The sequence below is a fragment of the Geomonas sp. Red276 genome (assembly GCF_054784495.1).
This window is the reverse complement of the sequence record NZ_BLXW01000019.1, coordinates 27,636-51,198: the sequence shown is the minus strand read 5'-3', so window position 1 is coordinate 51,198 and position 23,563 is coordinate 27,636. Positions and strand designations below refer to the sequence as shown.

At 62.1% G+C, this 23,563-nt stretch carries 17 protein-coding genes, 1 tRNA gene and 1 riboswitch; of the genes, 8 read left to right on the top strand and 10 right to left on the bottom strand.

Annotation, left to right across the window (positions count from 1 at the left end; all coding sequences use genetic code 11):
- Positions 1 to 59 precede the first annotated feature (59 nt).
- The 7 genes from ACYVL5_RS14200 to ACYVL5_RS14170 all read right to left on the bottom strand — a co-directional run bounded on the left by ACYVL5_RS14200 (position 60) and on the right by ACYVL5_RS14170 (position 7,633).
- Complete coding sequence (locus ACYVL5_RS14200; RefSeq protein WP_460596233.1) at positions 60 to 1,244, bottom strand: phospholipase D-like domain-containing protein; 1,185 nt, start codon at positions 1,242 to 1,244, stop codon at positions 60 to 62.
- Between the two features lie 136 nt (positions 1,245 to 1,380).
- The gene (locus ACYVL5_RS14195) at positions 1,381 to 1,602 is read right to left on the bottom strand and encodes a NifU family protein (RefSeq protein ID WP_250681009.1); all 222 of its coding nucleotides are present in this window, start codon (positions 1,600 to 1,602) and stop codon (positions 1,381 to 1,383) included.
- A 168-nt stretch (positions 1,603 to 1,770) separates the two neighbouring features.
- Entirely contained in the window at positions 1,771 to 3,171 is a 1,401-nt protein-coding gene (locus tag ACYVL5_RS14190; RefSeq protein WP_460596232.1) for an aspartate ammonia-lyase, read from the bottom strand.
- Between the two features lie 9 nt (positions 3,172 to 3,180).
- Entirely contained in the window at positions 3,181 to 3,795 is a 615-nt protein-coding gene (locus ACYVL5_RS14185) for an HAD family hydrolase (protein WP_460596231.1), read from the bottom strand.
- The gene (locus tag ACYVL5_RS14180; protein ID WP_460596230.1) at positions 3,792 to 4,949 is read right to left on the bottom strand and encodes a class I SAM-dependent methyltransferase; all 1,158 of its coding nucleotides are present in this window, start codon (positions 4,947 to 4,949) and stop codon (positions 3,792 to 3,794) included. The genes ACYVL5_RS14185 and ACYVL5_RS14180 overlap by 4 nt, the downstream gene beginning before the upstream one ends.
- A gap of 210 nt (positions 4,950 to 5,159) precedes the next feature.
- On the bottom strand, positions 5,160 to 6,164 hold the full coding sequence (locus ACYVL5_RS14175; RefSeq protein ID WP_460596229.1) for a helix-turn-helix transcriptional regulator: 1,005 nt from the start codon (positions 6,162 to 6,164) through the stop codon (positions 5,160 to 5,162).
- Positions 6,164 to 7,633: a DEAD/DEAH box helicase gene (locus ACYVL5_RS14170; RefSeq protein ID WP_460596228.1), complete on the bottom strand. Its 1,470-nt coding sequence runs from the start codon at positions 7,631 to 7,633 to the stop codon at positions 6,164 to 6,166. Before ACYVL5_RS14170 ends, ACYVL5_RS14175 begins: the two co-directional genes overlap by 1 nt.
- 172 nt (positions 7,634 to 7,805) lie before the next feature.
- Between ACYVL5_RS14170 and trmB the strand changes: the two genes are divergently transcribed.
- Entirely contained in the window at positions 7,806 to 8,426 is a 621-nt protein-coding gene (gene trmB, locus ACYVL5_RS14165; protein ID WP_460596227.1) for a tRNA (guanine(46)-N(7))-methyltransferase TrmB, read from the top strand.
- A 340-nt stretch (positions 8,427 to 8,766) separates the two neighbouring features.
- Here the strand turns inward: trmB and ACYVL5_RS14160 are convergent, their stop codons facing one another.
- The 3 genes from ACYVL5_RS14160 to ACYVL5_RS14150 all read right to left on the bottom strand — a co-directional run bounded on the left by ACYVL5_RS14160 (position 8,767) and on the right by ACYVL5_RS14150 (position 16,783).
- Positions 8,767 to 10,971 (bottom strand): putative bifunctional diguanylate cyclase/phosphodiesterase, encoded by a 2,205-nt coding sequence (locus tag ACYVL5_RS14160; protein ID WP_460596226.1) that lies wholly within the window; start codon positions 10,969 to 10,971, stop codon positions 8,767 to 8,769.
- A 96-nt stretch (positions 10,972 to 11,067) separates the two neighbouring features.
- Positions 11,068 to 13,197, bottom strand: coding sequence for an HDOD domain-containing protein (locus ACYVL5_RS14155; RefSeq protein ID WP_460596225.1), 2,130 nt, complete (start codon positions 13,195 to 13,197; stop codon positions 11,068 to 11,070).
- A 232-nt stretch (positions 13,198 to 13,429) separates the two neighbouring features.
- Positions 13,430 to 13,506, bottom strand: a riboswitch (cyclic di-GMP riboswitch).
- A gap of 322 nt (positions 13,507 to 13,828) precedes the next feature.
- A complete protein-coding gene (locus tag ACYVL5_RS14150) occupies positions 13,829 to 16,783 on the bottom strand; it encodes an NAD-glutamate dehydrogenase (protein WP_460596224.1) in 2,955 nt (984 codons plus the stop codon).
- 244 nt (positions 16,784 to 17,027) lie between these two features.
- Between ACYVL5_RS14150 and truD the strand changes: the two genes are divergently transcribed.
- The 7 genes from truD to ACYVL5_RS14115 all read left to right on the top strand — a co-directional run bounded on the left by truD (position 17,028) and on the right by ACYVL5_RS14115 (position 23,345).
- On the top strand, positions 17,028 to 18,227 hold the full coding sequence (gene truD / locus ACYVL5_RS14145) for a tRNA pseudouridine(13) synthase TruD (protein WP_460596223.1): 1,200 nt from the start codon (positions 17,028 to 17,030) through the stop codon (positions 18,225 to 18,227).
- 213 nt (positions 18,228 to 18,440) lie between these two features.
- Entirely contained in the window at positions 18,441 to 19,724 is a 1,284-nt protein-coding gene (locus ACYVL5_RS14140; RefSeq protein WP_460596222.1) for a putative nucleotidyltransferase substrate binding domain-containing protein, read from the top strand.
- Positions 19,725 to 19,940: 216 nt separating this feature from the next.
- Positions 19,941 to 20,783, top strand: a complete 843-nt coding sequence (gene ispE, locus ACYVL5_RS14135; RefSeq protein ID WP_460596221.1) for a 4-(cytidine 5'-diphospho)-2-C-methyl-D-erythritol kinase — start codon at positions 19,941 to 19,943, stop codon at positions 20,781 to 20,783.
- Between the two features lie 54 nt (positions 20,784 to 20,837).
- A tRNA-Gln gene (locus ACYVL5_RS14130) sits at positions 20,838 to 20,912 on the top strand.
- A 266-nt stretch (positions 20,913 to 21,178) separates the two neighbouring features.
- On the top strand, positions 21,179 to 21,655 hold the full coding sequence (locus ACYVL5_RS14125; RefSeq protein WP_460596220.1) for a hypothetical protein: 477 nt from the start codon (positions 21,179 to 21,181) through the stop codon (positions 21,653 to 21,655).
- 218 nt (positions 21,656 to 21,873) lie between these two features.
- On the top strand, positions 21,874 to 22,311 hold the full coding sequence (locus ACYVL5_RS14120; RefSeq protein ID WP_460596219.1) for a hypothetical protein: 438 nt from the start codon (positions 21,874 to 21,876) through the stop codon (positions 22,309 to 22,311).
- Between the two features lie 581 nt (positions 22,312 to 22,892).
- Positions 22,893 to 23,345 (top strand): hypothetical protein, encoded by a 453-nt coding sequence (locus ACYVL5_RS14115; RefSeq protein WP_460596218.1) that lies wholly within the window; start codon positions 22,893 to 22,895, stop codon positions 23,343 to 23,345.
- The last annotated feature ends 218 nt before the right edge of the window (positions 23,346 to 23,563 follow it).

Sequence of the window (23,563 nt, the reverse complement as noted above, 5' to 3'; positions counted from 1 at the left end):
GCTACCTTATTTCCTCTCCCTCCGGAAGAGGGGCAGGGGTGAGGGATGTTTTGAAATGGTTATAAGAACCAGCTGATCGGGCTGAACACCCTCTCCAGGATCCTGATCGGCCAGCCGCGGCGCTCATGTTCCTTGAGCACGATCCGCCGGGCCGTGCTCATGTCGGTCTCCAGCATGTCGGCCACCTGCTGGCCGAAGTCCAGGCTGTCCACCACCACGTTCAGCTCGTAGTTGCGATGGAAGCTTCGCTGGTCGATGTTGGCCGAGCCGACCATGGCGAGGTTGTCATCCACCAGCAGCACCTTGGCGTGCAGGACGGCGCTGTCCAGCTCGTAGATCTCGATCCCGCTCTTCAAAAGCTGGGCATAGCAGGTCCGGCTCACCAGCCTGACCAGCGGCACGTCGCTCTGGTAGGGGAGAAGCAGCCTGACCCGCACGCCGCGGCCGACCGCCCTCAGCAAAGAGCGGATGATGCGGGGGCCGGGGATGAAGTAGGGGCTCGCGATGGTCACGCTGTCCGAGGCCCCGGCGATGGCGACCCGGAAGGCGCTCCTGATCACCGAGCGTTTCAGGTGGGGGCCGCCGTTGATGATCATGACCTTGGCATCGCCCCGGACCTCACCCTGTGTGTCCGGTTCGCGCAGGTGCGCCCAGGAGCCTCGCTCCCGGTGCCACGTTTCCTGGAAGATCCGCAAAAGCTCCGCCGCTACCGCCTCGCCCTCGATCTTGACCCCGGCGTCGCGCCACTTGGTGAGTTTCTTGCCGCAACCCGAGTAGACGTCGGCCACGTTGATGCCGCCGGTGAAGGCGCACCAGCCGTCGATCACGACGATCTTTCGGTGGTCACGCTTGTCGAACCAGGCACGCCGGAAAGGAGGGGGATTGAACGCGGTGCAGTGCACCCCCCCCTTGACCAGTTTCCTGAAGAAGGAGGCGGGGGTGTCGAAACAGCCGATGTAGTCGTACAGCAGGTAGACGTGCACCCCTCGCTTGGCGGCCGCGATGAGGGCGTCGGCGAGTTGATTGCCGGTATGGTCGGCGCAGATGGTGTAGAACTCGAGGCAGAGGCCGTGGCTTGCCTCCCCGATCGCCTGCAAAAGGGCCGGGAAGAACTCCGATCCGTCCCGGTACAGCGTCGCGCTTTGGCCGACAAACGACACGGCTTCGCTGTTCCTCCTGAACAGATTGAAGAACCTCGAGGTCTGGAACCGGAAAGGTTTTCTCTTGCGGCGGATGGTATCCATGGCGTCGTAGTCTCTGGTTCGGTGGGTGAGCGAGGAGTCTACAAGCTGTCTACATGCAATGAAGCGCGGAAATAACGTCGTTGGGTGGCGATACTCCCGCGCTTCCGTTACTGCGCGTTGCTATGCTGGGAACCGTTTAGACGGAGATGACTTCCTTCACGCCGGGCACTTTATCCTTAAGAGTCCTTTCGATGCCCATCTTGAGGGTCATCGTGGACATCGGGCAGTGACCGCAGGCGCCGACCAGGCGGACTTTTACCACCCCGTCTTCACCGACTTCGACCAGTTCGACATCGCCACCGTCAGCCTGCAGCGCGGGGCGGATATTTTCCAGAACGGATTTTACTTCTTCTACCATGTCGTCCTCCAGGGATTGATTGGGGTTCAGCCAGCTATGAGTCTATAGGAATAGCATGATAAATGCAAAAGGTTTAACCCTCTGCCCGCCCGGTTTTACCAGGTGAGAGATACCCTCGCCCCTTTAGGGGAGAGAGTGGCCGAAGGCCGGGTGAGGGAGTTTTTCGCCTTATCCCTTCTCATGCACCCCCGGCGTGGTGAGCGGGTAGGGGGCCAGCACCACGTCCAGCTCCTTTTCGGTGAGGATTCCCCGCTCGAGGATCACCTGCCGGATGCTCTTCCCGCTCTTGGCCGACTCCTTGGCCACCTCGGCCGCCGCCGCGTACCCGATGCTCGGCGCTAGCACGGTGGCCAGCCCCACCGACTGGTCGAGGTAGGTGCGGCAGCGCTCCTCGTTGGCGGTGATCCCGGCCACGCAGAGGGTGGTGAACTGGTGCAGGGAGTTCTTGAGGATCTCCATCGAGAAGAGGAGGTTGAACGCGATCACCGGCATCATGACGTTGAGCTCGAGCTGACCGGCCTGGGCCGCCATGGTCACCGTGAGATCGGCGCCGATGACGTGGAAGGAGACCATGTTGGTCACCTCGGCCATCACCGGGTTCACCTTCCCCGGCATGATGGAGGAGCCGGGCTGCATGGCCGGAAGGTTGATCTCGGCAAGCCCCGTCCTCGGACCGGAGGAGAGGAGCCTGAGATCGTTGGCGATCCTGATCAGGTTGACCGCCGTCCCCTTCACGGCACCGCTCAGGGCCACGAACGGACCCATGTTCTGCATCCGCTCGACCAGGTTGGGGCTGCGGGTAAGCTTTTCCCCCGTCTCGCGGGAGAGCTCCTCCACGATCCGGTCGATGAACTCCTCCTCCGCGTTGAGGCCGGTCCCGACCGCGGTCCCCCCGATCCCGAGCTCCCTAAGCCCCGGGAGCGCGGCCTCGATCCCCTCGCGGTTCCTGGTCATGGCAGCTGCGTAGGCGGTGAACTCCTGCCCGAGCCGGATCGGGACCGCGTCCTGGAGATGGGTCCGCCCGGACTTCAGGATGCCGTCGAACTCCTCCCCCTTCGCGGCCAGGGCGGCCGAAAGCCGGTCCAGTTCGGCCGCGAGCTCCCCGGAGAGCTCCAGGGCGGCGAGCCTGATGGCGGTGGGGAAGACGTCGTTGGTGGACTGGGCCATGTTGACATGGTCGTTGGGGTTGACCCGGGCATACTCACCGAGGTTGCCCCCTAAAAGCTGGTTGGCGCGGTTGGCGAGCACCTCGTTCACGTTCATGTTGTGCGAGGTGCCGGCGCCGGCCTGGAAGGGATCGACCACGAACTGGTCGGCGAATTCCCCGCCGAGAGCCTGGTCGGCCGCCTGCACGATGGCATCGGCCAACTCCGGCTCGAGCCTGCCGGTCCCGCGGTTGGCGAGTGCGGCGCACCTCTTGATCCTGACGGTGGCGCGGACCAGGGCCGGGTGGGGTTTCAATCCCGAGATGGGAAAATTGCCGATCGCCCGTTGGGTCTGGGCCCCGTAGAGCGCCTCGGCGGGAACCTCGACGGTCCCCATGGTGTCCTTCTCAACGCGCGTAGCCATGGCGGGTCCTCACTCCTTTTCCAGGAATTCTCTCAATCCGAGCAGCTGCTCGATGGTGCATGACTCGAAGACGCGGGCCCCCAAGGTGGCGGGAAGGGCCAGGTCGACCTGGTAGCGGTCGCCGACGAAGAGGGTTTCCTCCGCCTTTTTCCCGATCGCGTCGAGGATGGAGGTCAGCGCCTCCTCGTCCGGCTTGGGGCGCCAGAAGTCCTCGATGGTGAAGACCTTGTCGAAGAGCTCGGCCACCCCGATGATCTTCATGATGCGGGCGGAGAGGGAGCGGTTGTTGTTCGTGTAGATGTGGATTTCGAAGCGGCCGGCGAGATCCCTGAGAAGATCCACGACCCGCTCATCCTCGGCGAGGAGCCCTTCCGGCCGGACCTCCCGGGCCATCCGTTCGTGGAGATCGTGCATGTTGCCGCCGAGCGAGATGACCGCCTGGCTCAATGTAGCGGCGAGACCGGCCAGGCTGGCCCTCGCTTCCTCCAGCATGAGGTCGGCCTCTTCCACGCTCACCCCCTTGAGTTGGGCGATGTAGCGGCAGGCGCTCAGGTTGACCTGGTCCCCCATCTGCTCATTCTGGTACAGCGTCCCGTCGAGGTCGAAGACGATCGCCTTGATCAACTGAGCCCCCACTTCCTCATGCAGAGCAGCTCCGGATTCTTGACCCCCTTGGACTGGATGAGGACCTTGAAGGTGTCTCCCATCCCCCCTTCCGGGAGCATCAGCTTCTTGAGCGCCAGGCGGTGCTGAAGCTTCTCCTGCTCGGTCTCGGCCTCGGCCTCCAGCCGGATCAGCTCCTCCATGAGGCCTACGCCGAGCAGGAAGCGGTACTGCTCTCCGAACCAGATGGTCTCAAGGCCGACGTCCTTGCCGGTCTCGATCAGCTGCGTGAAGTTGATGTGGGTGGTGATGTCCTGCTCTCCCACCAGGAGGTACGGGTCGTCGCCGGTGGTGTGCCGGTGGTAGCAGAGAAGCGTCCCGTCTTTTCTCTGGGGAGTATAGAGCTCCTCGGTGACGTAGCCGTAGTCGATGGTGAGGACGAAGCCCCGGTCCAGCGATTCGGCGGCGGAGGCGAGCCAGCCGGGGGCGCAGAGATTGATCTCGCCGCGTTGCCCGAGCATGAGCTGCACCTCGAAGCGGTCGAGGTAGCTCTTGATCTCCGGCGTGGAGGGATGGCCGAGCCGCTCGCGGAAACCGTTATGATCGGCACCGACGTAGACTTCCTTGATCCCGTCCTCGGTCATCTCCACGATGTGGACCGGCATGGCGTCGAAGAGTTCGTTGGAGATGATGCAGCCGGTGAAGGTGATCTCCCCGTCGGCCAGTTCTTCGGGCGTGCTCCATTCGAGGTGCCCGGCATGCTCGCGGAGCCGGTTGGCCTGGACTTCCTTGAGGGTGGGCTCCTTCTCGATGAGGCGATAGGTGATGGTGCCATAGAGGGTGCCGTTGAACTCACGGACGGCGTCCAGGATGTCCTGGGCGAGCTGCCCTCCGCCCGCGCCCGCCTCCGCGACGGTGAAGTCGGCGGGGGTGCCGAGGATCTCCCAGAAGCGGATGATCTCCCTGGCGACCAGGCGCCCGAAGGAGCTGTGGACGTTCATGCTGGTGTAGAAGTCCCCCTCGGCGCCGACCTTGCGGCCGGGCGAGGTGTAGTAGCCAAGCCCCGGCTCGTACAGGGCGGCTTCCATGAAGGACGAAAAAGGGATCTCCCCGTGGGAGCGGATCCGCTCGAGGATGATCTGGGCGAGTTTGGTATGGGGAGCCTCGTTAGGCATGGCGTTCCTCCTGGATAGATTCTCTATATACGGTGCCCCGCACCTTGTCAAACGGGGCGGCGCGCTCCCTCACCCGGCCTTCGGCCACCCTCTCCCGGAGGGAGAGGGGACAGTAGGGGCCATCATCCCGAGAGGGAACAGTTGGGGGCCATCATCCCTCTCCCCCCGGGAGAGGGGATGACTATACAAGGGGCAGGGGTGAGGGAGGGGTCAGCTTCCGGCCGCAATGTACATCCTGGCCGTCTCCGCCGCCATCCTGGCCAGCTCGTCCCTCAGCTCCGCAGGAGCCAGCAGCTCCGCGTGCGGGCCGTAGGAGAGAAGCCAGGCGAGGATCTCCATCTTGCCTCCCGCCCGGAACCTCAACACGAGCGAGCCGTCCTCCCCCCGCTCGATCCGTTGCGAGGCGTGCCAGGTACGGTCCGCGATGGCGTGGGCGATCCCCGCGGAGAAGCGGATGGCCACCTCCATCGGCGGCTCCGCCACCAGCCCGAAGGCCTCCTCCAGCGCGTGGGTAGGGTGAAACCCCTCCGGGATATCGAAGCGCTCGGTCCCGGCAGCCACCGAGACGATCCGCTCCAGCGCGAAGGTCCTCAAGGCCTGGCGCTCCCGGGCGAAGCCGTGGAGGTAGATCCCCCCCTTCTGGAAGAGGAGCGTATAGGGGTCGACGTGGTAGCTCGCGGGCTCGTCGCGCCCGGGGGAACGGTAGGTGAGGGTGACGCTTTGCTGGTAGAGCAGCGCATGGCGGATCAGCTTGAGCTGGTCGGAGGACTTGCTGTAGTCGCGCTTTCCCTGCAGAAGCGGATGGGCGACCTGGGCGATCCGCTCCATGTGGGCGGCCAGCCGCGGGGGGAGGACCGAGTTGACCTTCCCGAAGATGCTCTGCATGTCCTCCATGAAGGGGGTGCCGCTCAAGAGGTCGAGCTGGGATCTCAGGAGAGAGAGGGTCATCAGCTCCTGCAGTGAGAAGCTGATGGGGGGGACGTTCTTGAAGCCGGTCAGGAAACGGTAGAATTTCACCCCGTCCTGCCAGTCGGAGACGATCGGGTACCCGGCCTCCTCGATGGCGATCAGGTCCCGCTGGATGGTGCGCCGGTTGACGCCGGTCTCCTCGGCGAGCTCGGCGGCGGAGATGCCGTGACGGGCCTCGATGAGCCGGATCACGTCATGCAGCCTCGCCGCCTGGGAGTATTTCTTGGCCGGCCGTCCCTTCCCCATCAGGCGTTGCTGTCAGGGGTCTCGGAGCCGGACGCTTCCGCGCCGCCTTCTCCGGCGGGCTTCTTCTTCCTGCGGGGCCGGCGGCGCTTCTTCTTCTCGGCGCCCTCGCCCCCCGCTTCACTGGCCCCTTCGGCGGGGGCTGCCGTGTTGCCGGCTCCGCCGACACCTGCCGGAGCCTCGGCTTTGACGGCGGCATCCTTCTTCGGCTTGTCGCCGCGGCGCCCCTTGTCACGGTCCCGACCGCGGTCGTCGCGGCCGCCACGGCCCCCTTTGCCTTTGGGCTTGTCGTCGGTGCGGGGCGGGCGGGGCTTGCTCCTCACGTAGTCGTGGACGAACATGTCGTCCTCGGCCCACTCGACCGGAATCTTCTGCTTGATGTATTCCTGGATCGGCTCGATGTAGAAGGCGCCGTCCTCGTCGGCCAGCGAGATGGCCATCCCCTCGGCCCCGGCGCGCGCGGTGCGGCCGATGCGGTGGACGTAATCCTCGCAGTCCTGGGGGAGGTCGTAGTTGATGACGTGGGAGACCCCTTCGATGTGGATGCCGCGGGAGGCGACGTCGGTGGCGATCATGATCGGGAGCTCGCCCGCCTTGAAGTCGGCCAGGATCTTCATCCGCTTGCGCTGCTCGACGTCGCCGGAGATCACCTTGGCGGGGAAGCCGTTGGCGTTCAGGCGGTCCATGAGGAACTCGCACTCCCTTTTGGTGTTCACGAAGATCATGGTCCGCTCCATCCCCATCTTCCGCAGAAGACCGAGGAGCAGCGGGAATTTCTCCTTGCGGGATGCGTGGTAGAGGACCTGCTCGACCCGCTCGGCGGTCATCTGCTCGGGGGTGACCGAGACCTTGACCGGGACGTTCATGAACTCGTAGGCGAGCTCCATGACGCGGGTGTTGAGGGTGGCGGAGAAGAGCATGTTCTGGCGTTTGTCGTAGGTGGGGAGCCTCCGGAGGATGAAGCGGAGATCGGCGATGAACCCCATGTCGAACATGCGGTCGGCCTCGTCGATGACCAGCGCCTCGACCTCCTTCAGCGAGTAGACCTTCTGCTTCAGGTAGTCGATCAGGCGGCCGGGGGTGCCGATCACGATGTCGGCGCCCGCCTTGAGCGCGTCACGCTGCTTCATGTAATCCACGCCGCCGTAGATGGCCTGCATGTTGAAGCCGGTGTACTTGCCGAGCAACTGGGCGTCCTTCTCGATCTGGACCACCAGTTCGCGGGTAGGGGCGAGGATCAGCGCGCGGGGATGCCGCTCGTCCCCGGGTTTCGGCTGGCTCAGGAGCTTGGTGAAGAGGGAGATCAGGAAGGTTGCGGTCTTGCCGGTGCCGGTCTGGGCCTGGCCGGCGACGTCCTTGCCGGAGAGGGCGAGGGGAAGCGCTTTTTCCTGGATGGGGGTGCAATCGACGAATCCCGCTTCTTCGATGGCCTTAAGGACCTCGGAGGGGATCTGCAACTCGTTAAATTTCATCAGTGATAGTTGTCCTTTTTTACCTTATTTCAACAGGATAATTAATTAGCACAGTGACCGTGAAATGGCAACGGAAAGCGTGAGACAGTCAAGAGTCACCTTCCCCAAGCTTTTGCTTTTTATCGGTTCCTGTGTTATGTTCGCGGGTCACGAAAATCAGCAGAGGGGCACTATGCAATCGTTCATTCACATTGAATCGCAGAACTACCTGAGACCGGAAAACCTTCCCGATCCTCCCGATTGGGCATCGCTGTTCGGTAATGATAATCCCCTGGCGCTGGAGATCGGCTGCGGTGTGGGGGATTTCATCCTGAAGACCGCGCTCGACCAGCCCGACACGAACTTCATCGCCATCGACTTCTACAACAAGGGGTGCTACAAGACCTGCCGCCGCATCGACCGCCATGAGCTCGGCAACGTGCGCGTGCTGCGCGAGGAGGCGAGGAGTTTCATCACCGAGCGGATCCCCAAGGGGAGCCTCTCCGCGGTATACATCAACTGTCCCGATCCCTGGCCGAAGAAGCGGCACCGGAAGCGGAGGCTCGTCAATCGCCAGTTCGTGGAATTCCTGATGGAGTACATGAAGCCCGGGGCCAATCTCTACTTCGCCACCGACTTCGACGACTACGGCGAGGACGTCGCTGCCGCGTTGCCGGAGATCGAAGGGCTCGAAAACCAGTTCGCCCCCGACCTCTTCCGCCACGACTTTCCCGGGTACCACCTCTCCAAGTACATGAGGAAGTTCCTCGCGGAAGGGAAGAAGATTTACTTCGTCCATTACCGGATGAAGTGATCGACCGGTATTTAAATACAAACAGAAGCGAAGCCCCCGGCTGCCATAGCATCCGGGGGCTTCGCTTTTCTGGATGGCGCGAGAGCCCCCATTTATCCCCTCGCCCCTTCAGGGCCGAAGGCTCCTCTATTTATACCCTCGCCCCTTTAGGGGAGAGGGTGGCCGAAGGCCGGGTGAGGGTAGATTTTAAAACCTCCCTCACCCCTGCCCCTCTCCCCTAAAGGGGCGAGGGAAATGAAGTTAGTGCCCCTCTCCCCTAAAGGGGCGAGGGGATATGGATTCCTGCCCCTTAAACTGAACAGCAAGTGGATGAGGGGGGATGCCCATCCTACGAGTGACCTTACGCGCAGCGCTTCTGGTTCTGGTAGGGGAGGCCACCCTCCGGTGCCATGGGCGACGACTTGGAGACCGATTCCCGCAGGAATTTTTCTATCTCCGCCGCGGGAAGCGGCTGGCTGAAGAAGTACCCCTGCATCTCGTCGCACCCCAGCTGGTACAGGGTCCTCATCTGGTAGCTCGTCTCCACACCCTCCGCCACGAGGTTCAGCCCGAAACCGCGCGCGATGCCGATGATGGCGTGGATAATCGGGGAAGAGGTCTTGTCCTCGGAGATGTCGTGCACGAAGGAGCGGTCTATCTTGATGGTGTTGATCGGGAAGCGGCGGAGGTAGTTCAAGGACGAATAGCGGGTCCCGAAATCGTCGATGGAGATGCGGATCCCTTTTTCCCGCAACATGCGCATCTTGTCGATGATCCCCGATACGTCGTCCACCGGCAGGTTCTCGGTGATCTCGACCTCCAGGACATCGGCCGGGAGGTTGTGCCTCGCCACGTGGGAGGAGAAACGGTCCACCACGTTGTGCTGGTTGAATTCCTTGGGCGAAACGTTGACCGACACGCGGAGGTCACCGAGCCCCATGCCGCGCCAGCGGTCGAGCTGGCCGCAGACCTCGGCCAGCACCCAGTCGGTGATCTCGCTGATGAAGCCGCTTTCTTCCGCCATGTCGATGAAGCTCGTCGGGGTGAGGAGCCCGTGCACGGGGTGCCGCCAGCGCAGCAACGCCTCCAGCCCGACCACCCTGCTGCCGCTCACGCTGATTTGCGGCTGATAGTGCAGCTCGAACTCTGAATTCCGGACCGCCTGCCGCAGCTCGTTCTCGAGACCGATCCGCTCCTGGTAGCAGGCGTTCATGTCCGAGGTGAAGAAGGTGTAGCCGTTCTTGCCGTTCCCCTTCACCTCGTACATGGCGATGTCGGCGTGCTTCAGGAGCTGGTCCGCGCTCTCCCCGTCACCGGGGAAGACGGCGATGCCGATACTGGCCATGGCGCAGAAATCCTGGCCCGCCACCGGGAACGGCACCTTGAGCTCGTCCATGATCTTCTCGGCGATGACCGCGGCGTCTTGCGGGTGCAGGAGGTCCGGCAGCAGCAGGGTGAATTCATCCCCCCCTTGGCGGGCGAGGGTGTCGGTGGCCCGCAGGCATTTTTGCAGGCGCTGGGCCACCTTTTTGAGGAGCTCGTCCCCTTCGGCATGGCCGTGGGTATCGTTCACCCGCTTGAAACGGTCGAGATCGAAGAACATGACGGCGGCCATCCTGCCGTTTCGTCTGGCCTGCGCCATCGCCAGCTCCAGCCGGTCCTTGAAGAGAGTCCGGTTGGGGAGGAGGGTGAGCTGGTCGTGCAAGGCCTGGAAGCTTATGGTCTCCTCGGCGATCTTCCGTTCGGTGATGTCGCGCGCCACCCCGTAGGTACCGGCGTAGGTTATCGACTGCAGGTCCCTCTTTTTCTCCCGGGTCTCGTAGATGCCGATCGCGCTCAGGATCGCCACGATGTGCTGTCTCTCGAGGTGGCGCTGAGGATCGACCTTGCACTTGAGGCGGATCTCCAGGTTGGTGGTGGCGCGGTGGTCGCGGCGGCGCTCGACGAAGGCGAAGGTGGCCAAGTGGGCGTCCTCCTCGTGAACGATGGAGGTGTACTTGCACCCTTTCAACTCGTCGCGGGAATAGCCGAGCAGCGACTGGAAGCGCTCGTTGGTGAAGGTGAAGCAGCCGTTTGGGTCGAGGGTGTAGATGAGGTCGGGGGACTTCTCCACCAGGAAGCGGTGCAGGCGCTCGGATTGCTCGAGCCGGGCGGCGATCAGGAAATGGCTCCGTTCCAGGTGCCGCCGGTGCAGGGCGTTGTCGACCTTGTACGGGATCTCCTCCAACTCGGTCGGCTTGCGGACGAACTCCACCGCCCCGCCGCGCATGGCCCGGATGGCGGAATCGATGCAGTCGTTGGCGCTCACCATGATCACGCTGGTGGGGATCTTGCTGATCTTGATCCACTCCACCACTTCCAGTCCCGAGATGTCCGGCAGATTGATGTCGAGCAGGACGAGGTCGATCTCGCCGGATCTCAGGATACGGATCGCGCCCCCGCCGCTGTCGCATTCCGATATCACGCGCCCGGCACCCTCCAGCAGCTGTCGCAGGCTGGAGCGCATGAGCGGCTCATCGTCGACGATCAAGATGTGCTGAGGCTGCTCGATCCATTCTTTCGGCAAATTCACGTTCCCATAGGCCATTTGTTTAGTCCCCTGAAAATCACCCGGTTTTGACCCGGGAATCCCCGCCCCGCAGGCGGGATGATAGGTTCTGCTTTACCAGCTCGCTGCCACTTCGTTTTCCATCTCGCGCGGCAACAGGATGAAGAAGCTCGTTCCGTTGCCGACGTTGCTGCGGCACTTGATCAATCCGTCGAGACCTTCCACCAGCGAGGCCACAATCGAGAGCCCGATACCGGAGTGGCCGGGACGCTGACGGCTGTCCAACGGTTGGAAAAGACGCTGCATGACCTCGGGGGGAAGCCCGGGGCCCGTGTCGCTCAGGCAGATCTCGACATAGAAGCGCCCGTTGAGAATGACGTTGTCCGAGGTCGAGATGAGCAGCCGGTCGCCGGTCGAGAGCGCGTCCGCCGCGTTGGTCCAGAGGTTGAGGAGGACCTGCTTGATGCTGTCGCGGCTGCCGGTGATCGGGAGCAGCGAAGGGGAGAGTTCCTTTTCGACCACGATTCCCTGCGAGGCGAAGAGGGTCTCCCCGTACAGCGCCAGCATCCCGTCGATCATCCCGTTGAGGTCCACCGACTCCGTTGCCGGCATGGGGGCGTTCAGGTCGTGGAGGCGTTGGAGAATCTGCGCCACCCGGTCCACCTCCTCCCGGAGGATTTCAAGCTCCTGGCCTGCGGAGTTGTCCGCGGGAAGCTTCTGGCCGACGATGGTCAGGTAGTTCTTGATGATGCCGAGCGGATTGCCGGTCTCATGCACGATCTTGCGGGCGTGCTGCTGGTACCCGCTGCAAAGGCTCGCCGCGATCCTTTCCTCCTTGGCCCGGATTCCGCGCCACGCTTCGATGCTGACCGCGGCCTGCTGGGCGAAACGGGCCATCCGGGGGAGGAACTTCTGGAGCCTGGCGTGCTGGGAAAGGTTGATCCCGCAGGCCATGACGCCGATCCGGCGTTCACGGATGCACATCGGGACGAAGAGCACCCCTTCGCTTTCGAGGGCCCGAGCGACCTGCACGTCGACCAGGGAGACCGGGACCGGGAGCTCCTTGTCGAAGGTGGAGCGTGGCTGCTTGCCGACCATAGCGGCGGCAGCCAGGCTGCGCCCGGTGTCGAGCCTGATCTGCAGGTGCTTGAGGAGGGCGGGCTGTCCAGCGAAATCGGGCGCCGATGCTACCGCCTCGTCCTGCGCTATGAAAAAGAAGGCAACCCGCCCGATGCCGAACAGGATCCGCGCCGACTCGTGCACCGCCACCAGGATTTCCTCCTCCCGGCAGAGGGTGGAGAGGTTACGCTGCAACGACTGCATGATCGCCATGTCCCGCACCCGGAGCTCCACCTCGGAGTGAGCCGAGTCGTGACCGCGGTCGTGCTGCGGACGTGGCTGCCGGTTTTCTGGAGGAGCGGGGAAGGGGAGGGGAGATCCCTCCTCGCGCTGGGGAGCGCCGAGGGTGGCCGACAGCACGGCGACCTGCTCCCCGGCCTGCTTCCGGATGGCCAGGATCTCGGACGGCTCCAATCCCAGCATGGAAATGACGGCGGCGAGATCCTCACCCCCGGAGAGGCCGGATCCTTCCCCGCAGCTGTCGATGACGTGGGATGACCAGACTATCTTGCTCAGCTGGTCGGCGTCCTCTATCTCGTCGTGACGCTTGTGATGAAAGAGGATGGCGTCGGAGAGAAACGACGACAGGCGCCACTGATCTACCAGCCAGGCGCCGATGGCGGCGTGGTCGGTCCCGAACAGAAGCTCCTCGACGTCCCGCAGTTTCGATTCCACGTTGAAATTCTGGAGCCAGCATCCGTAGCGCTCACCGACCCCGCCCAGGAGGAGCAACTGGCCGATATCATGCAGGAGCCCGGCCAGGTATGCCCTTTCGCTGTCACCGTAGTTGGTCCTGATGGCGAGCGCGCGGGCCATTTCGGCCACCCGCAGCGAATGCCTCCAAATCCCCTCCACATCGACCTCTTCCTGCTCGCCGCCGCTGCGTGCGAAGCCGCTCTCGATGGCCAGGCACTCGGCGATGGTACGGGCCAGCCGGGTGCCGAGGGTCGCCAGGCAGTCGTCGAGGCTGGTGACGTCCGGGCCGCGGCGCAGGGCAGGGGAGTTTGCGGCGGTAAGAAAACGGGCGGCCAGCGCCGGGTCGCGTCCGGCCAGGGTGGCGAGGTCGGTGAGCGATGCCTGATCGTCCTCCAGCATGTCCAGAAAGCGCAGCAATACCTGCGGCATGAAGGGGAGGCGGACTGCTTCTAGGGAAGGACGTATCCAGTCAGGAATCTGCACGAGGTACCCCTGGCTGCTGCTCCAGTGGACGCCCACCGGAAGGGTCGGTGGGGAAAAGGTTGAGTGTCGGCGTTCAACGAGACAAAACGCTGAACAAAAAAACGCCTGATCCGCGGAGCGAATTCAGGCGTCCTTTAATGTGCTAGGTACGGGTGGAAGAGTGACAAGTCGGCCCCCTTTCGGCGGCCCAGCCATCCCTCAACAGGATCTGTGACTTTGCGTCCCCGGATTGCCCCGGGTTTGCCCTTTTACAGTGAATATAAACATTTCAAAAAAAATTTAATCACATCTATAGGATTAAGGGCACACTGTCAAGAGTTATTTACTTCCCCGGTTCCGCACAACTGTCTCAACTGTCGATGAAATTCATCAAGCCAGTGTTTCTCGAGTCATAGCCGCTTCCGCCGAGTCAGCAGCGGGTATTAAAGATGAGTTGAGAATCTCCTTTTGCGTAGCGGTGGAATTAAATCCCCTCGCCCCCCTTGGGGGAGAGGGTGGCCGAAGGCCGGGTGAGGGAAGATTTTAAACACCTCCCTCACCCCTGCCCTCTCCCCTAAAGGGGCGAGGGGGGTAATGGTTAGAAGTACTTCTGCACATGCCCCTTGATGGTGGCCTCGAAGTCGGCCTCGCGGTCGCCCCGGTAGACGAGCGACGAGCCGATCTCGGCCGCCAGGATGGCGAAGAGGTATTTCTGCGGCAGGTTTTTGATCCGCTTGCTGTACCTGGCCTCCTCCCTGAGCATGCGCGGCAGGTGGGAGAGGATCGCCCGGCGGTAGAGCGGCTGCAGACAGAGGCTCGGTCGCTGCTGGAAGAAGCGGAAGATGCTTGCGTAGTGGGTGTTGATCTCCCCGCTCAACGAGTCGGAGATCTCCGTGCAGATCAGGGCCGGCGTTTCCCGACGCCGCTTCAGGATCAGCTTCGCCTCGTCCGCCGCCCGGGTCTCCAGGATCTCGAGGACGTCCTTCACGTAGCGCTCCTTCTCGGCGAGGAACTCCTCCTTGGTGAGCAGCAGGTTGGCGATGATCTCGTAGGACGAGGAGATGACCCCGCACTTGTTGGCGGAGGCGTCCCGCATGATGATCACCCCTTCCTTTTGCAGGTTGAGCCGCGCCTCGGGGGTGATGAAGGAGTTGGCCCCCTCCACGATCGCCATCGACGATGGCGTCCCGTCCGGCAGGAGGAACTCCCTCCAGTTGTCCTTGTCGATGGTCTCCGGCCTCCCCCCCGCCGGGATGAAGAGATCGGCCTGGACCGAGAAGGGGAGACTCGCCGTCTCGCGCGAGAACTCGTCGGTGGAGATCCACTCCTCGCGGACCTTCCCCCCGCTCCTGGTCACCTTGCGGTACAGATCCTTCAGGCCGTCGCGCCGGCTCCCGCTCCGGTAGATGAGGCACCCACCCTCGTGAAGCTTGGCCGGGGCGAAGGCGTCCAGATCCTCTTTCAAAACGATGCGGGAGAGTTCCTTGTGGTCCGCCCCTGCCGGGTCGAAGAGGGCGGCGGTGCCGTCCAGGATCAGCCGGATCGCCACCCGGGGAGAGCGCTCCAAGAGGATCCTCATGGCGTTCCCCGCCACGTCGCCGTTGGGGCCGCCGGTGAACTTCACGCTGAAGGGATCGCGGTAGATGTTGATCCCCAGCTCCGCCATGGTGATCTCGGCAAACTTCACCACGCCGGTGGAGGTCACGCCGTACTCCTTGTGGTTGATCCCCACCTTCTTGCTGGACATGATCCCGATCCCGAGGATGTAGCCGCGGCTTGCCGAGATGCGGGCGATGTTCTCGATCATGCTGTCGTGCATGTTCTCGTCCGGCCCGAGCTCGATCGGCTCGTCCTCCCGGTAGTAGTCGACCACCTGGGGATGGCGGGCGATCCCTTCGGTGGTGACGAAGATGTCCAAAAAGGCGTTGAGCACCCCGTGCTGCAGCTTGTACAGGCGCCAGTCCTCCATCTTGCGCTCCCCGCTCCGTTGCAGGTCGGCCGCGTCGAGGATCAGCACCAGCTTGGATCCCCCTTCGTAGATGTCCTTGTTCTTCAGGTGCTGGGTGTGGGCCAGCACGAAGTTCTCGCGGAAGATGGTGTTGGCGTTGGTGATGAAGTCGTCGGTGTTGCGCGAGATGACCGTGCGCCAGCCGCCGCGGGCGATGTCGGAGAACCCGATGTGGTAGCCGAAGCCGTAGCGGCTGAAGAAGAAGGTGACCCGGAACGGGAGCACCGTGGGGAGGTCCGAGGTGAAGGCGGTACCGAGCTCGGCCAGGTAGTTCGGGTCCAGGCGGAAGGCGAGCGCCTGCTTTTCGAGCACGAAGAAGTTGGTCTTCAGCGTGTTGGTGATGAACGCCAGGCAACAGCGGTAGATGGCGCGCCGCGCCTCGTCGAGGTAGCGGTGGCCGGTGTTGTATCCATCCACCGCGTCCTTGGTTTCTGCGAGCATGGCGGAATAGGTCGAGGCACGGTCCTTGATGGCGGGGTCGAAGCGGGCGCGGAAGAGCTTGATCAGCTGCAGCGCCATCTCCGGGTGGAAGTGGACGGCGCTTTGCACCTGTTCCAGCCCGAAGCGGTCCGGCTGGTTATGGGCCAGGTTGGTGTGGCAGAAGGCGACGAACGCGTTGGTGAGGGCGGCCTCCTCCCCGGTCATGACCCGTGCGGTGACGAACTCGCGGTAGGTGTAGAGCTTGGTAGAGAGGATCTGGGTGTTGTAGAGCTCCTGCTGGAGCCGGTTGAAGAGCTCGGAGCCGTACTCGAGGAGTTCCCCCGACCTCCTCATGACCATGAAGGTGCCGAGGAAATAGGGGTGCTGGCCGTTGGATATCGTGAGGCAGTAGGCGCGATTCACCCCCAGGTCCAGCCGGTTGAAGACCTCCATGAGCTGCAGGAGGAACTCGGTCTGGGGCGGGTTGGCCACCGCGAAGTGGACCCGGGTGACGTTGGGGATCGAGGTCTGCTCCACGAAGAGGTAGAGGCCGCCGCTCATCCCGGCCTTCTGAAGCAGGTGCAGCACTTGGGCGACCCTGAGCGGGGCGGAGATCCGGACGTAGTTCTCGTTGTTGAGCCAGAGGATCCGGATCAGCCGGTCGAACTCCTTCATGTCGAAGTCCGGGTAGCTGCGCCGCATCTCCAGGGCCACCCGGCGGGCGAGGTGGGGGGGGAGTTCGACCTCTGGCCACCCCTGGATTTCGCGGTTGCTCTTGCGGTCGAACTCGAAGCGCTGGATCTCGAGGATCTGGTCCCTCCCCGGCATCGGTCCGTCGGAGTGGGTGATCATCGCGTAGGAGATCTCGCGGTCGTGGATATGGCGGAGGGCATCGTAGAGCGAGCCGGGTGCGTTGACCCTGGCGAGGATCAAGGTCTTCTCCCGGTCCGCCAGTATCAGCCGGCGGTTATGCTGCAACGAGGAAAGCTCCCGCTCCAGTATTGCCAAAGCCTCGGGCTCGTCCTGCATCGCCGTGAAGAAATAGGGGTTGACCTGCTCTCTAAGCCATCTGCGATTTTCGGCTATCTCTTTCGCCGTAATCCTGGTCACTGTCGCACTTCCCATCGTGGGACTCCTGTGAGTGAATGGTGATGGTTTCTGCGGCCAAGTATAACAACGAGATGGCCGATTTTCTTTACGATTTTTGGCTTCAGAGAGATCTTTTCGGCGATGAGTCCTCTTTACCTGAGTGCCATGTCCGGGAACAGGCATCCTGGTCCTGCCGCCGGGGTGCGGAATAGTGTTGAAACATCGGGACATAGCAGGTATCATGCGCGCCCAGATTAAGAAAAACTTTGATGGAGTCCGTTTGACACGATACCTTTCAGCCGGCATCCCCGGAACCGGCGGCAGCATGAAGACCACCCCCGAGGACTTCCTGGTGGAGGAGATCCCCGCCTACCTGCCCACCGGGCAGGGGGAGCATTGCTACGCCCTCATCGAGAAGCGCGGCATCGCCACCCTGGAAGCACTCCGCAGGATCTCCAAGGCCCTCGGCGTCCAGGAGCGTGACCTGGGATACGCCGGGATGAAGGACGCCGTGGGGGTGACCAGGCAGACGGTCTCCATTCCCCGGGTGGCGCCCGAGAATGTCCTGGCGTTGCAGATCCCCGGCATCACCGTCCTTTCCGCCAAACTCCACGGCAACAAGATCCGTCTCGGGCACCTGAAGGGAAACCGGTTCCGCATCCGCATCCGCGGCGTCGAGCCCGGTGCGCTCCCCCACGCGGTCGACACCTTGGCGCTTCTGGAAAAGCGCGGGGTACCCAACCGTTTCGGCCTGCAGCGTTACGGCGTGCAGGGAAACTCCCACCTGATCGGCGCCGCCGTCGTGCGGCGCGACTTCAAATCCGCGGTCGATATCCTCATCGGGGATCCGGCGGCCGTCACCGACGAAAGGTGGCGTCAGGCGATCGAAGCCTACCGCGCCGGGGACCTCGCCGGGAGCCTCGAGAAGTTCCCCGGCTACCTGCGCGGGGAGCGGGAGATACTGAGCCGGCTCGTCCAGCGCCCCGACGGTTACGAGCGGGCCTTCAACTCGGTGCAGCCGCGTCTGAAGCGGCTCTACCTCTCCGCCTACCAGTCCTCCCTTTTCGACAAGGTGGTGGAAGAGCGGCTCGACACCCTCGACCGGGTGAGCGACGGGGACATCGCCTTCAAGCACGAAAACGGCGCCTGTTTCCTGGTGAAAGACGCCGCCGCCGAGGCTCCGCGGGCCGCCGTCTTCGAGATATCCCCCACCGGGCCGATGTACGGCTGCACCATGATGGAAGCCGAAGGTCACCAGGGTGAACTGGAGCGTGGGATTCTCGCCGGGGAGGGGATCACCCTGGAGAGTTTCAACCTCTCCGGAGGCCTGAAGATGGAAGGCGAACGGCGCCCCCTGCGAGTCCCGTTGAAGGAAACGGTAGCCACCGAAGAAGGAGATAGTCTCATTCTCGAGTTCTCCCTCCCCCGAGGCTCTTACGCCACCGCCGTCCTCGCCGAAGTGATGAAGCAGGCGCTGTAATTTATATCCCCTCGCCCCTTCAGGGGAGAGGGTGGCCGAAGGCTCCCAACTTATACCCTCGCCCCTTTAGGGGAGAGGGTGGCCGAAGGCTCCCAACTTATACCCTCGCCCCTTTAGGGGAGAGGGTGGCCGAAGGCCGGGTGAGGGAGGTTTTTGTGGGCCTTTCAGTCCTATGCAATGTTATGAATTGACCTCGAACAAAGGTATGCCCCGATGGAGAAACAATTCGCCGATCCCGAGTTAGTGTCAGCCGCCAAAAAGGAACTATTTGAGAGAACCCGTCTCCAGTCCCCCGCAGACACCCTGGCGGCCGTCCAGGATCTGAAGAAATGGGTGACGGAGGAGCTCTCCTTCGAGCACGCCGCATCCGCCTCCTTCGGACGGGTCCTTAACGACCTGTGGCACGCCGAGTACCTCGACCAGTTGCCCCCCCTGCTGAACAAATTCGACCGCCTTGCCGCCGCCTACTATGTCCGGCGCGGTTCGGTCACCGCCTTTTACGGCTTCTGCAACGCCTGGCGAGAGGGGCTGTTAAAAAGGGCGCTCCTCTTCGCCGAAGAGGGGCTCGAAGTGAGCGATCACGGGCACCCTCCCGCACCCTACGCCCTGTTGGCCGGCGGAAGCCTCGGGCGGCGGGAGCAGACCATGGAGGAGGGCGATGCCTACTACCTGGTCTGGGCCGGCGGGGAGGGGAAGTATTTCGAAGACTTCTCGTACCGCGTGCTGGCCATCCTGGACCAGTTAGGAGTCATCACCAAAGACGGTCTCGGTTCCGCCGCGCGCGTGCTCTGGCGGGGATCGTTCGAAGAGTGGGAACGGTTTGCCGGGCTGCAGGGTCAGGTCGAATTCCCGACCCGGAGGCTGGAACAACTCTCCGACCTCCGAATGATCGCTGGTGACGAGACCCTCGGACGCGAAGCCGTGCTAAAAGCTGTAACCCTTCTCGATCGCTACCGGCAGGGGCGCGAATTCGACATCCTCAGCGAGGAGACCGTCTCCATGCCGGTGGCGCTGGGAGTGCTGGGAGGGCTGCTGACCGAGATGAACGGGCCGCAGCGCGGAAGTATCAACCTCACCCGTTGCGCCATCTATCCTCTGGTCTCCGCCGTCCGTTTGCTGGCGCTCCAGGAGGGGCTGGACGTCGCCTCGACCCTGGACCGCCTGGTGATCCTGAAGGAGATGGAAGTTCTCCACAGCGGCCTGGCGGAAAGAGTGGAGGCAGCCTACCATCTGCTGGCGGGGATCAAGGTAAAGAAGGAGATCGCCCTCGAGCCCGCCTATGTCACCCCCGGGTCACTGACCGCCGCCGAACAGCACGAGCTGAAAGGAGCACTCGAGGCAGTCCGGCAGTTACAGCGCCAGGTGCGCAGGATCCTGTCGTCGAAAAAACGGAAGCCGATCATCGCCGCCGCCTCCCTCTCCTTCGATTTCGGCCGTCGCCTCCTCGACCCCACTCCGTTGGCAGAAGTCGAGACCCTCCCCGCCGAGAAGGTCTAACCGCTTTCGGTCCCCTCTGTTCAAGGGGAGGGAAAGGTTGAGGATGGGGGGATGAACACCAAAGAAAATGGAAGGAGTTCCTGGTGAAGAACTTGTAGGGTGGGCACCCCGTGCCCACGCGGTTCGAATCGAGGGCTAGGCAACCTCCCGGACCGAACGTCCCTCTTCAGGGGGGATGGGGGATGAAAGATCAAACAAGGCAAAAGGAGTTAGCTAGTGAAGAAGTTGCAGTTGAAAGCCCCCGCCAAGGTCAACTATCGCCTGGATGTCCTGGGGAAACGGCCGAACGGGTATCATGACCTGAGGATGATCATGCAGAGGGTGGACCTCTGCGACGACATCGAGCTGAGCCTGACCGACGTTCCCGGTATCCGGGTAACTTGCGGCAAAGCCGGCGTCCCCGACGGCCCCGACAACATCGCCTGGAAAGCCGCCGATGCCCTTTTAAAGCTCTCCGGCCGTGAAGTCGGCATTGACATCAACATCACCAAGAACATCCCCTCCGGCGCCGGCCTGGGGGGAGGAAGCAGCGACGCCGCCTCCGTACTGATGGGGCTGAACGAACTTCTGGAACTTGGTCTCTCCGATGAGCGCCTGCGGGAGATCGGGGTGAAGCTCGGTGCCGACGTGCCGTTCTTCATCTTCAAGAAGACCGCCTTCGCCGAGGGGATCGGCGAAGAGCTCACCGCCATCGAGAGCGTTCCGACCCTCTGGATCGTGCTGGTGAACCCCGGGATCCACTGCTCCACCGCCTGGGTGTACCAAAATTTGCAATTGACAGGCTACCGCACGGCGGATATACTTGCCAATTCCTACGGGACGCTCGAAGACGTGTGCGGGATACTTTCCAACGACCTCGAAGCGGTGACCTTCAAGAAGTATCCGGTAGTGGGCGATCTGAAGGAGATGCTCATTGCCAGCGGGGCCCGCGGCTCGCTCATGTGTGGCAGCGGATCCACCGTTTTCGGGCTCTTCCCCGACGAGAAGAGCGCCAAAGCCGCCGCAGCCGAGATCGCCAAAAAGCACGACTGGTTCGCGGTAGCCGTACAGACCCTGTAGGAACGGCAGAAAGCTCCCTTGGATGGGGGCGCAGTGATATAGCAAGTTGCATACTGGGGTATCGCCAAGCGGTAAGGCACCGGATTTTGATTCCGGCATTCCAAGGTTCGAATCCTTGTACCCCAGCCAGTAATAGAAAAGGGCCAGCTCAAAAAGCTGGCCCTTTTTGCGTATTTGCACTTCCTTACGTGGAGGGGACTGGCTCCGCAGGTGCCTGTCCCCCTCAGTGAAACAATCATCCACTCCCCCGGTAACCGAAACGCCAACATTAAAAAGTGCCTGTCCCCCTGTCCTCCCCTAAGTACCGGCCCCACAGCCGTTCCTCGCATCGGCCCACCTTGACATTCGGGGAAATTCCGCGACATTATGCATCCGGAAGAGCTTTAGGAGTGATTATGGTACGCATGATCTACCCGATCAAATTAACAGACGATGCTCTTGACGGCGGCTTTACCGTGACTTGCCGGGACTTCCCTGAAGCCATTTCTCAGGGCGACACCCTCACTGACTGCCTTGTCGAAGCCGCCGATTGTCTGGAAGAAGCGATTGCCTCGCGGATTAAGCGTGGGGCCGAGATCTCGGAGCCGTCAGCGCCGCTTGAGGGTGAACAGCTTGTAGCGGTCCCCCTTTCCATGTCACTTAAAGCGGCTCTGTACCAGGCCATGAAAGAAGATGGAATCAGCAAAAGCGAGCTAGCCAGACGTTTGGAATGTGACGAAAAAGATATCCGGCGTATGTTAGATCCGCGTCACCCCACAAAAGGTCCTGCAATAGAGAAGGCCTTGGCCTTGTTAGGCAGGCATGTCGTCATCGGCATTCGTAAGCAACCCGAGGGCGATGCATCATCATACAGTTCTGGCCGTCTCTACTAGCATCGTTGAAATTACCTTTCCTCCCCGCCTGCCAACTGCCGGCTGGAGAGCGGCGGGCCTAGCAACTTTCGATGGGGGCGACGGATCTTTGCTCTTCCTGGCTTGCATTGTCGGCGGAGGCTGGTAAATTTCTTAAATGCGCTCGCGTTAATTAACGGTGCCCAATTTAAACGGAAAATCCATCTGCTTCGGCTAGACCGAGGCGAGGGAGGTGACCAATGGGCAAGAAATTCGCAGTCAGGGCGTTGCGGTCCTACCGCAACATGTCACCAACCAGATTCCACGGATTCAATCAAAAGGTCAGTCGGAGCTTGCCCGACAACCCGGCGATCCCAGGTTCGTTATGGGCTAGTAATCCGACTCTGGTTTCGTTGTATCTGGAGCTAACACGGAAGTACGAGGTAACGTATCACGGAGCCTTGGACGGCAGCAAGCTCCTGATCGCCCAAAGAGGCGCTCTGCAAGCGGAACTCGTCGACTACCTGGATGAGATCCTCTCGACCCTCGAAGCTGCGGCGGTTCGTAATCCGGATGTGCTGGTGGCTTCCGGGTTCGATCTCGCCAAAGAACGTAGGGGCCGTACCAGGGCAAAAATACCTTCACAGGTCTCCGACAGTGACAAGGAAGTGACCAACGCCGACTTCCAACAGAACTGACGGATTTTGGCAACACACAACGCGAGCATCCAGGGGTTACCTAGGCGGGTAACCCCTTTTTTTCACGCCGCCTCATTCAACTTCCAGCCTCGATCTCAATTCTTCTGCTCCCCAATAGGTGTCATCTGACCCCGATGATTCATCTCCCGGACCAGATGAGTTCTCGGTCGGGCTCGATGATTCATCGCCTGCGTCCGATGATTTATCAGCCGGGCCCGATGATTCATCGCACGCGATTGATGATTTATCGGTCGGGCTCGATGATTCGTTACCCGCGCCCGATGATTTATCGGCCGAGCCCGATGATTCGTCGCTCGCGCTCGATGATTAATCACCCGCGTCTGATGATTTATCTGCCAAGGTCGATGATTTATCCCCCACGCCGGATGAATCATCCCCAGGACCCGATGATTTATCGCCTGCGCCCGACCGGCGACTCCCCTTCCCTCGCGTGGGGGGGGCGGAGAAAGGTTACCCTCGTTGGGGGTGTTTGTATTTCCACGAGATAAGTGCTCTGAAGTATTGGAATATCGATATGTTAAAAAATGTTGTGTTTACAGCTGTTTGAGGATTGTGTATATATGGTCACGGTTTGGGCCAGTCTGCAGAGCTGGTCTTTTTTTGCGCTTGAAAAACTCACACGAGAAGGGTTCCGTATCGAGATGAAGTGGTTCGTTGTTGTCGGCATACTCCTTTTACTCCCTGCTTTACTGTTCGCTGAAAAGATCCCGACGGTTTCGACCAAGGATGGGAAGCTCGCTTTCGACGAGGCGCGGTTCCCCACCAAGATGAAGGCCGGGGTGACGCTCCTCAATACCAAGTGCGATTCCTGCCATAGCCTCGAACGCATCCTCAACGCGCTCGAGACGGGCTATACGATGAGCGGTTTGCCCTTCAAGCGGGCGGACCTGAAGCCCTTTGTCATCAAGAAGATGCGCCGTTCCGATATCAACCTCTCCACCCAGGAAGCTGCGGAACTCCTCCGCACCCTGCAGTACCTCGTGGACAAGGATTCTCGCCTCGCCGCCGAATAGTGGCATCCGTCTTCACACACGTTTCTTTAGAAGGGTCAGCCGATAAGGCTGGCCCTTTTTTCATACTCGGTGGTCAGGTGGGAAGTCGAAGGAGGCTCTGCAGGCAGACGGTGTTTCTTTGGGAATGTGGCGGGGGAAAGCCGCGGGGGGGAGGCTCCTTTATGAAGGAACCGTCCCCCCGCGGCTTTTGGAGGGGGCGTAAGGAGATGACGGGCGGC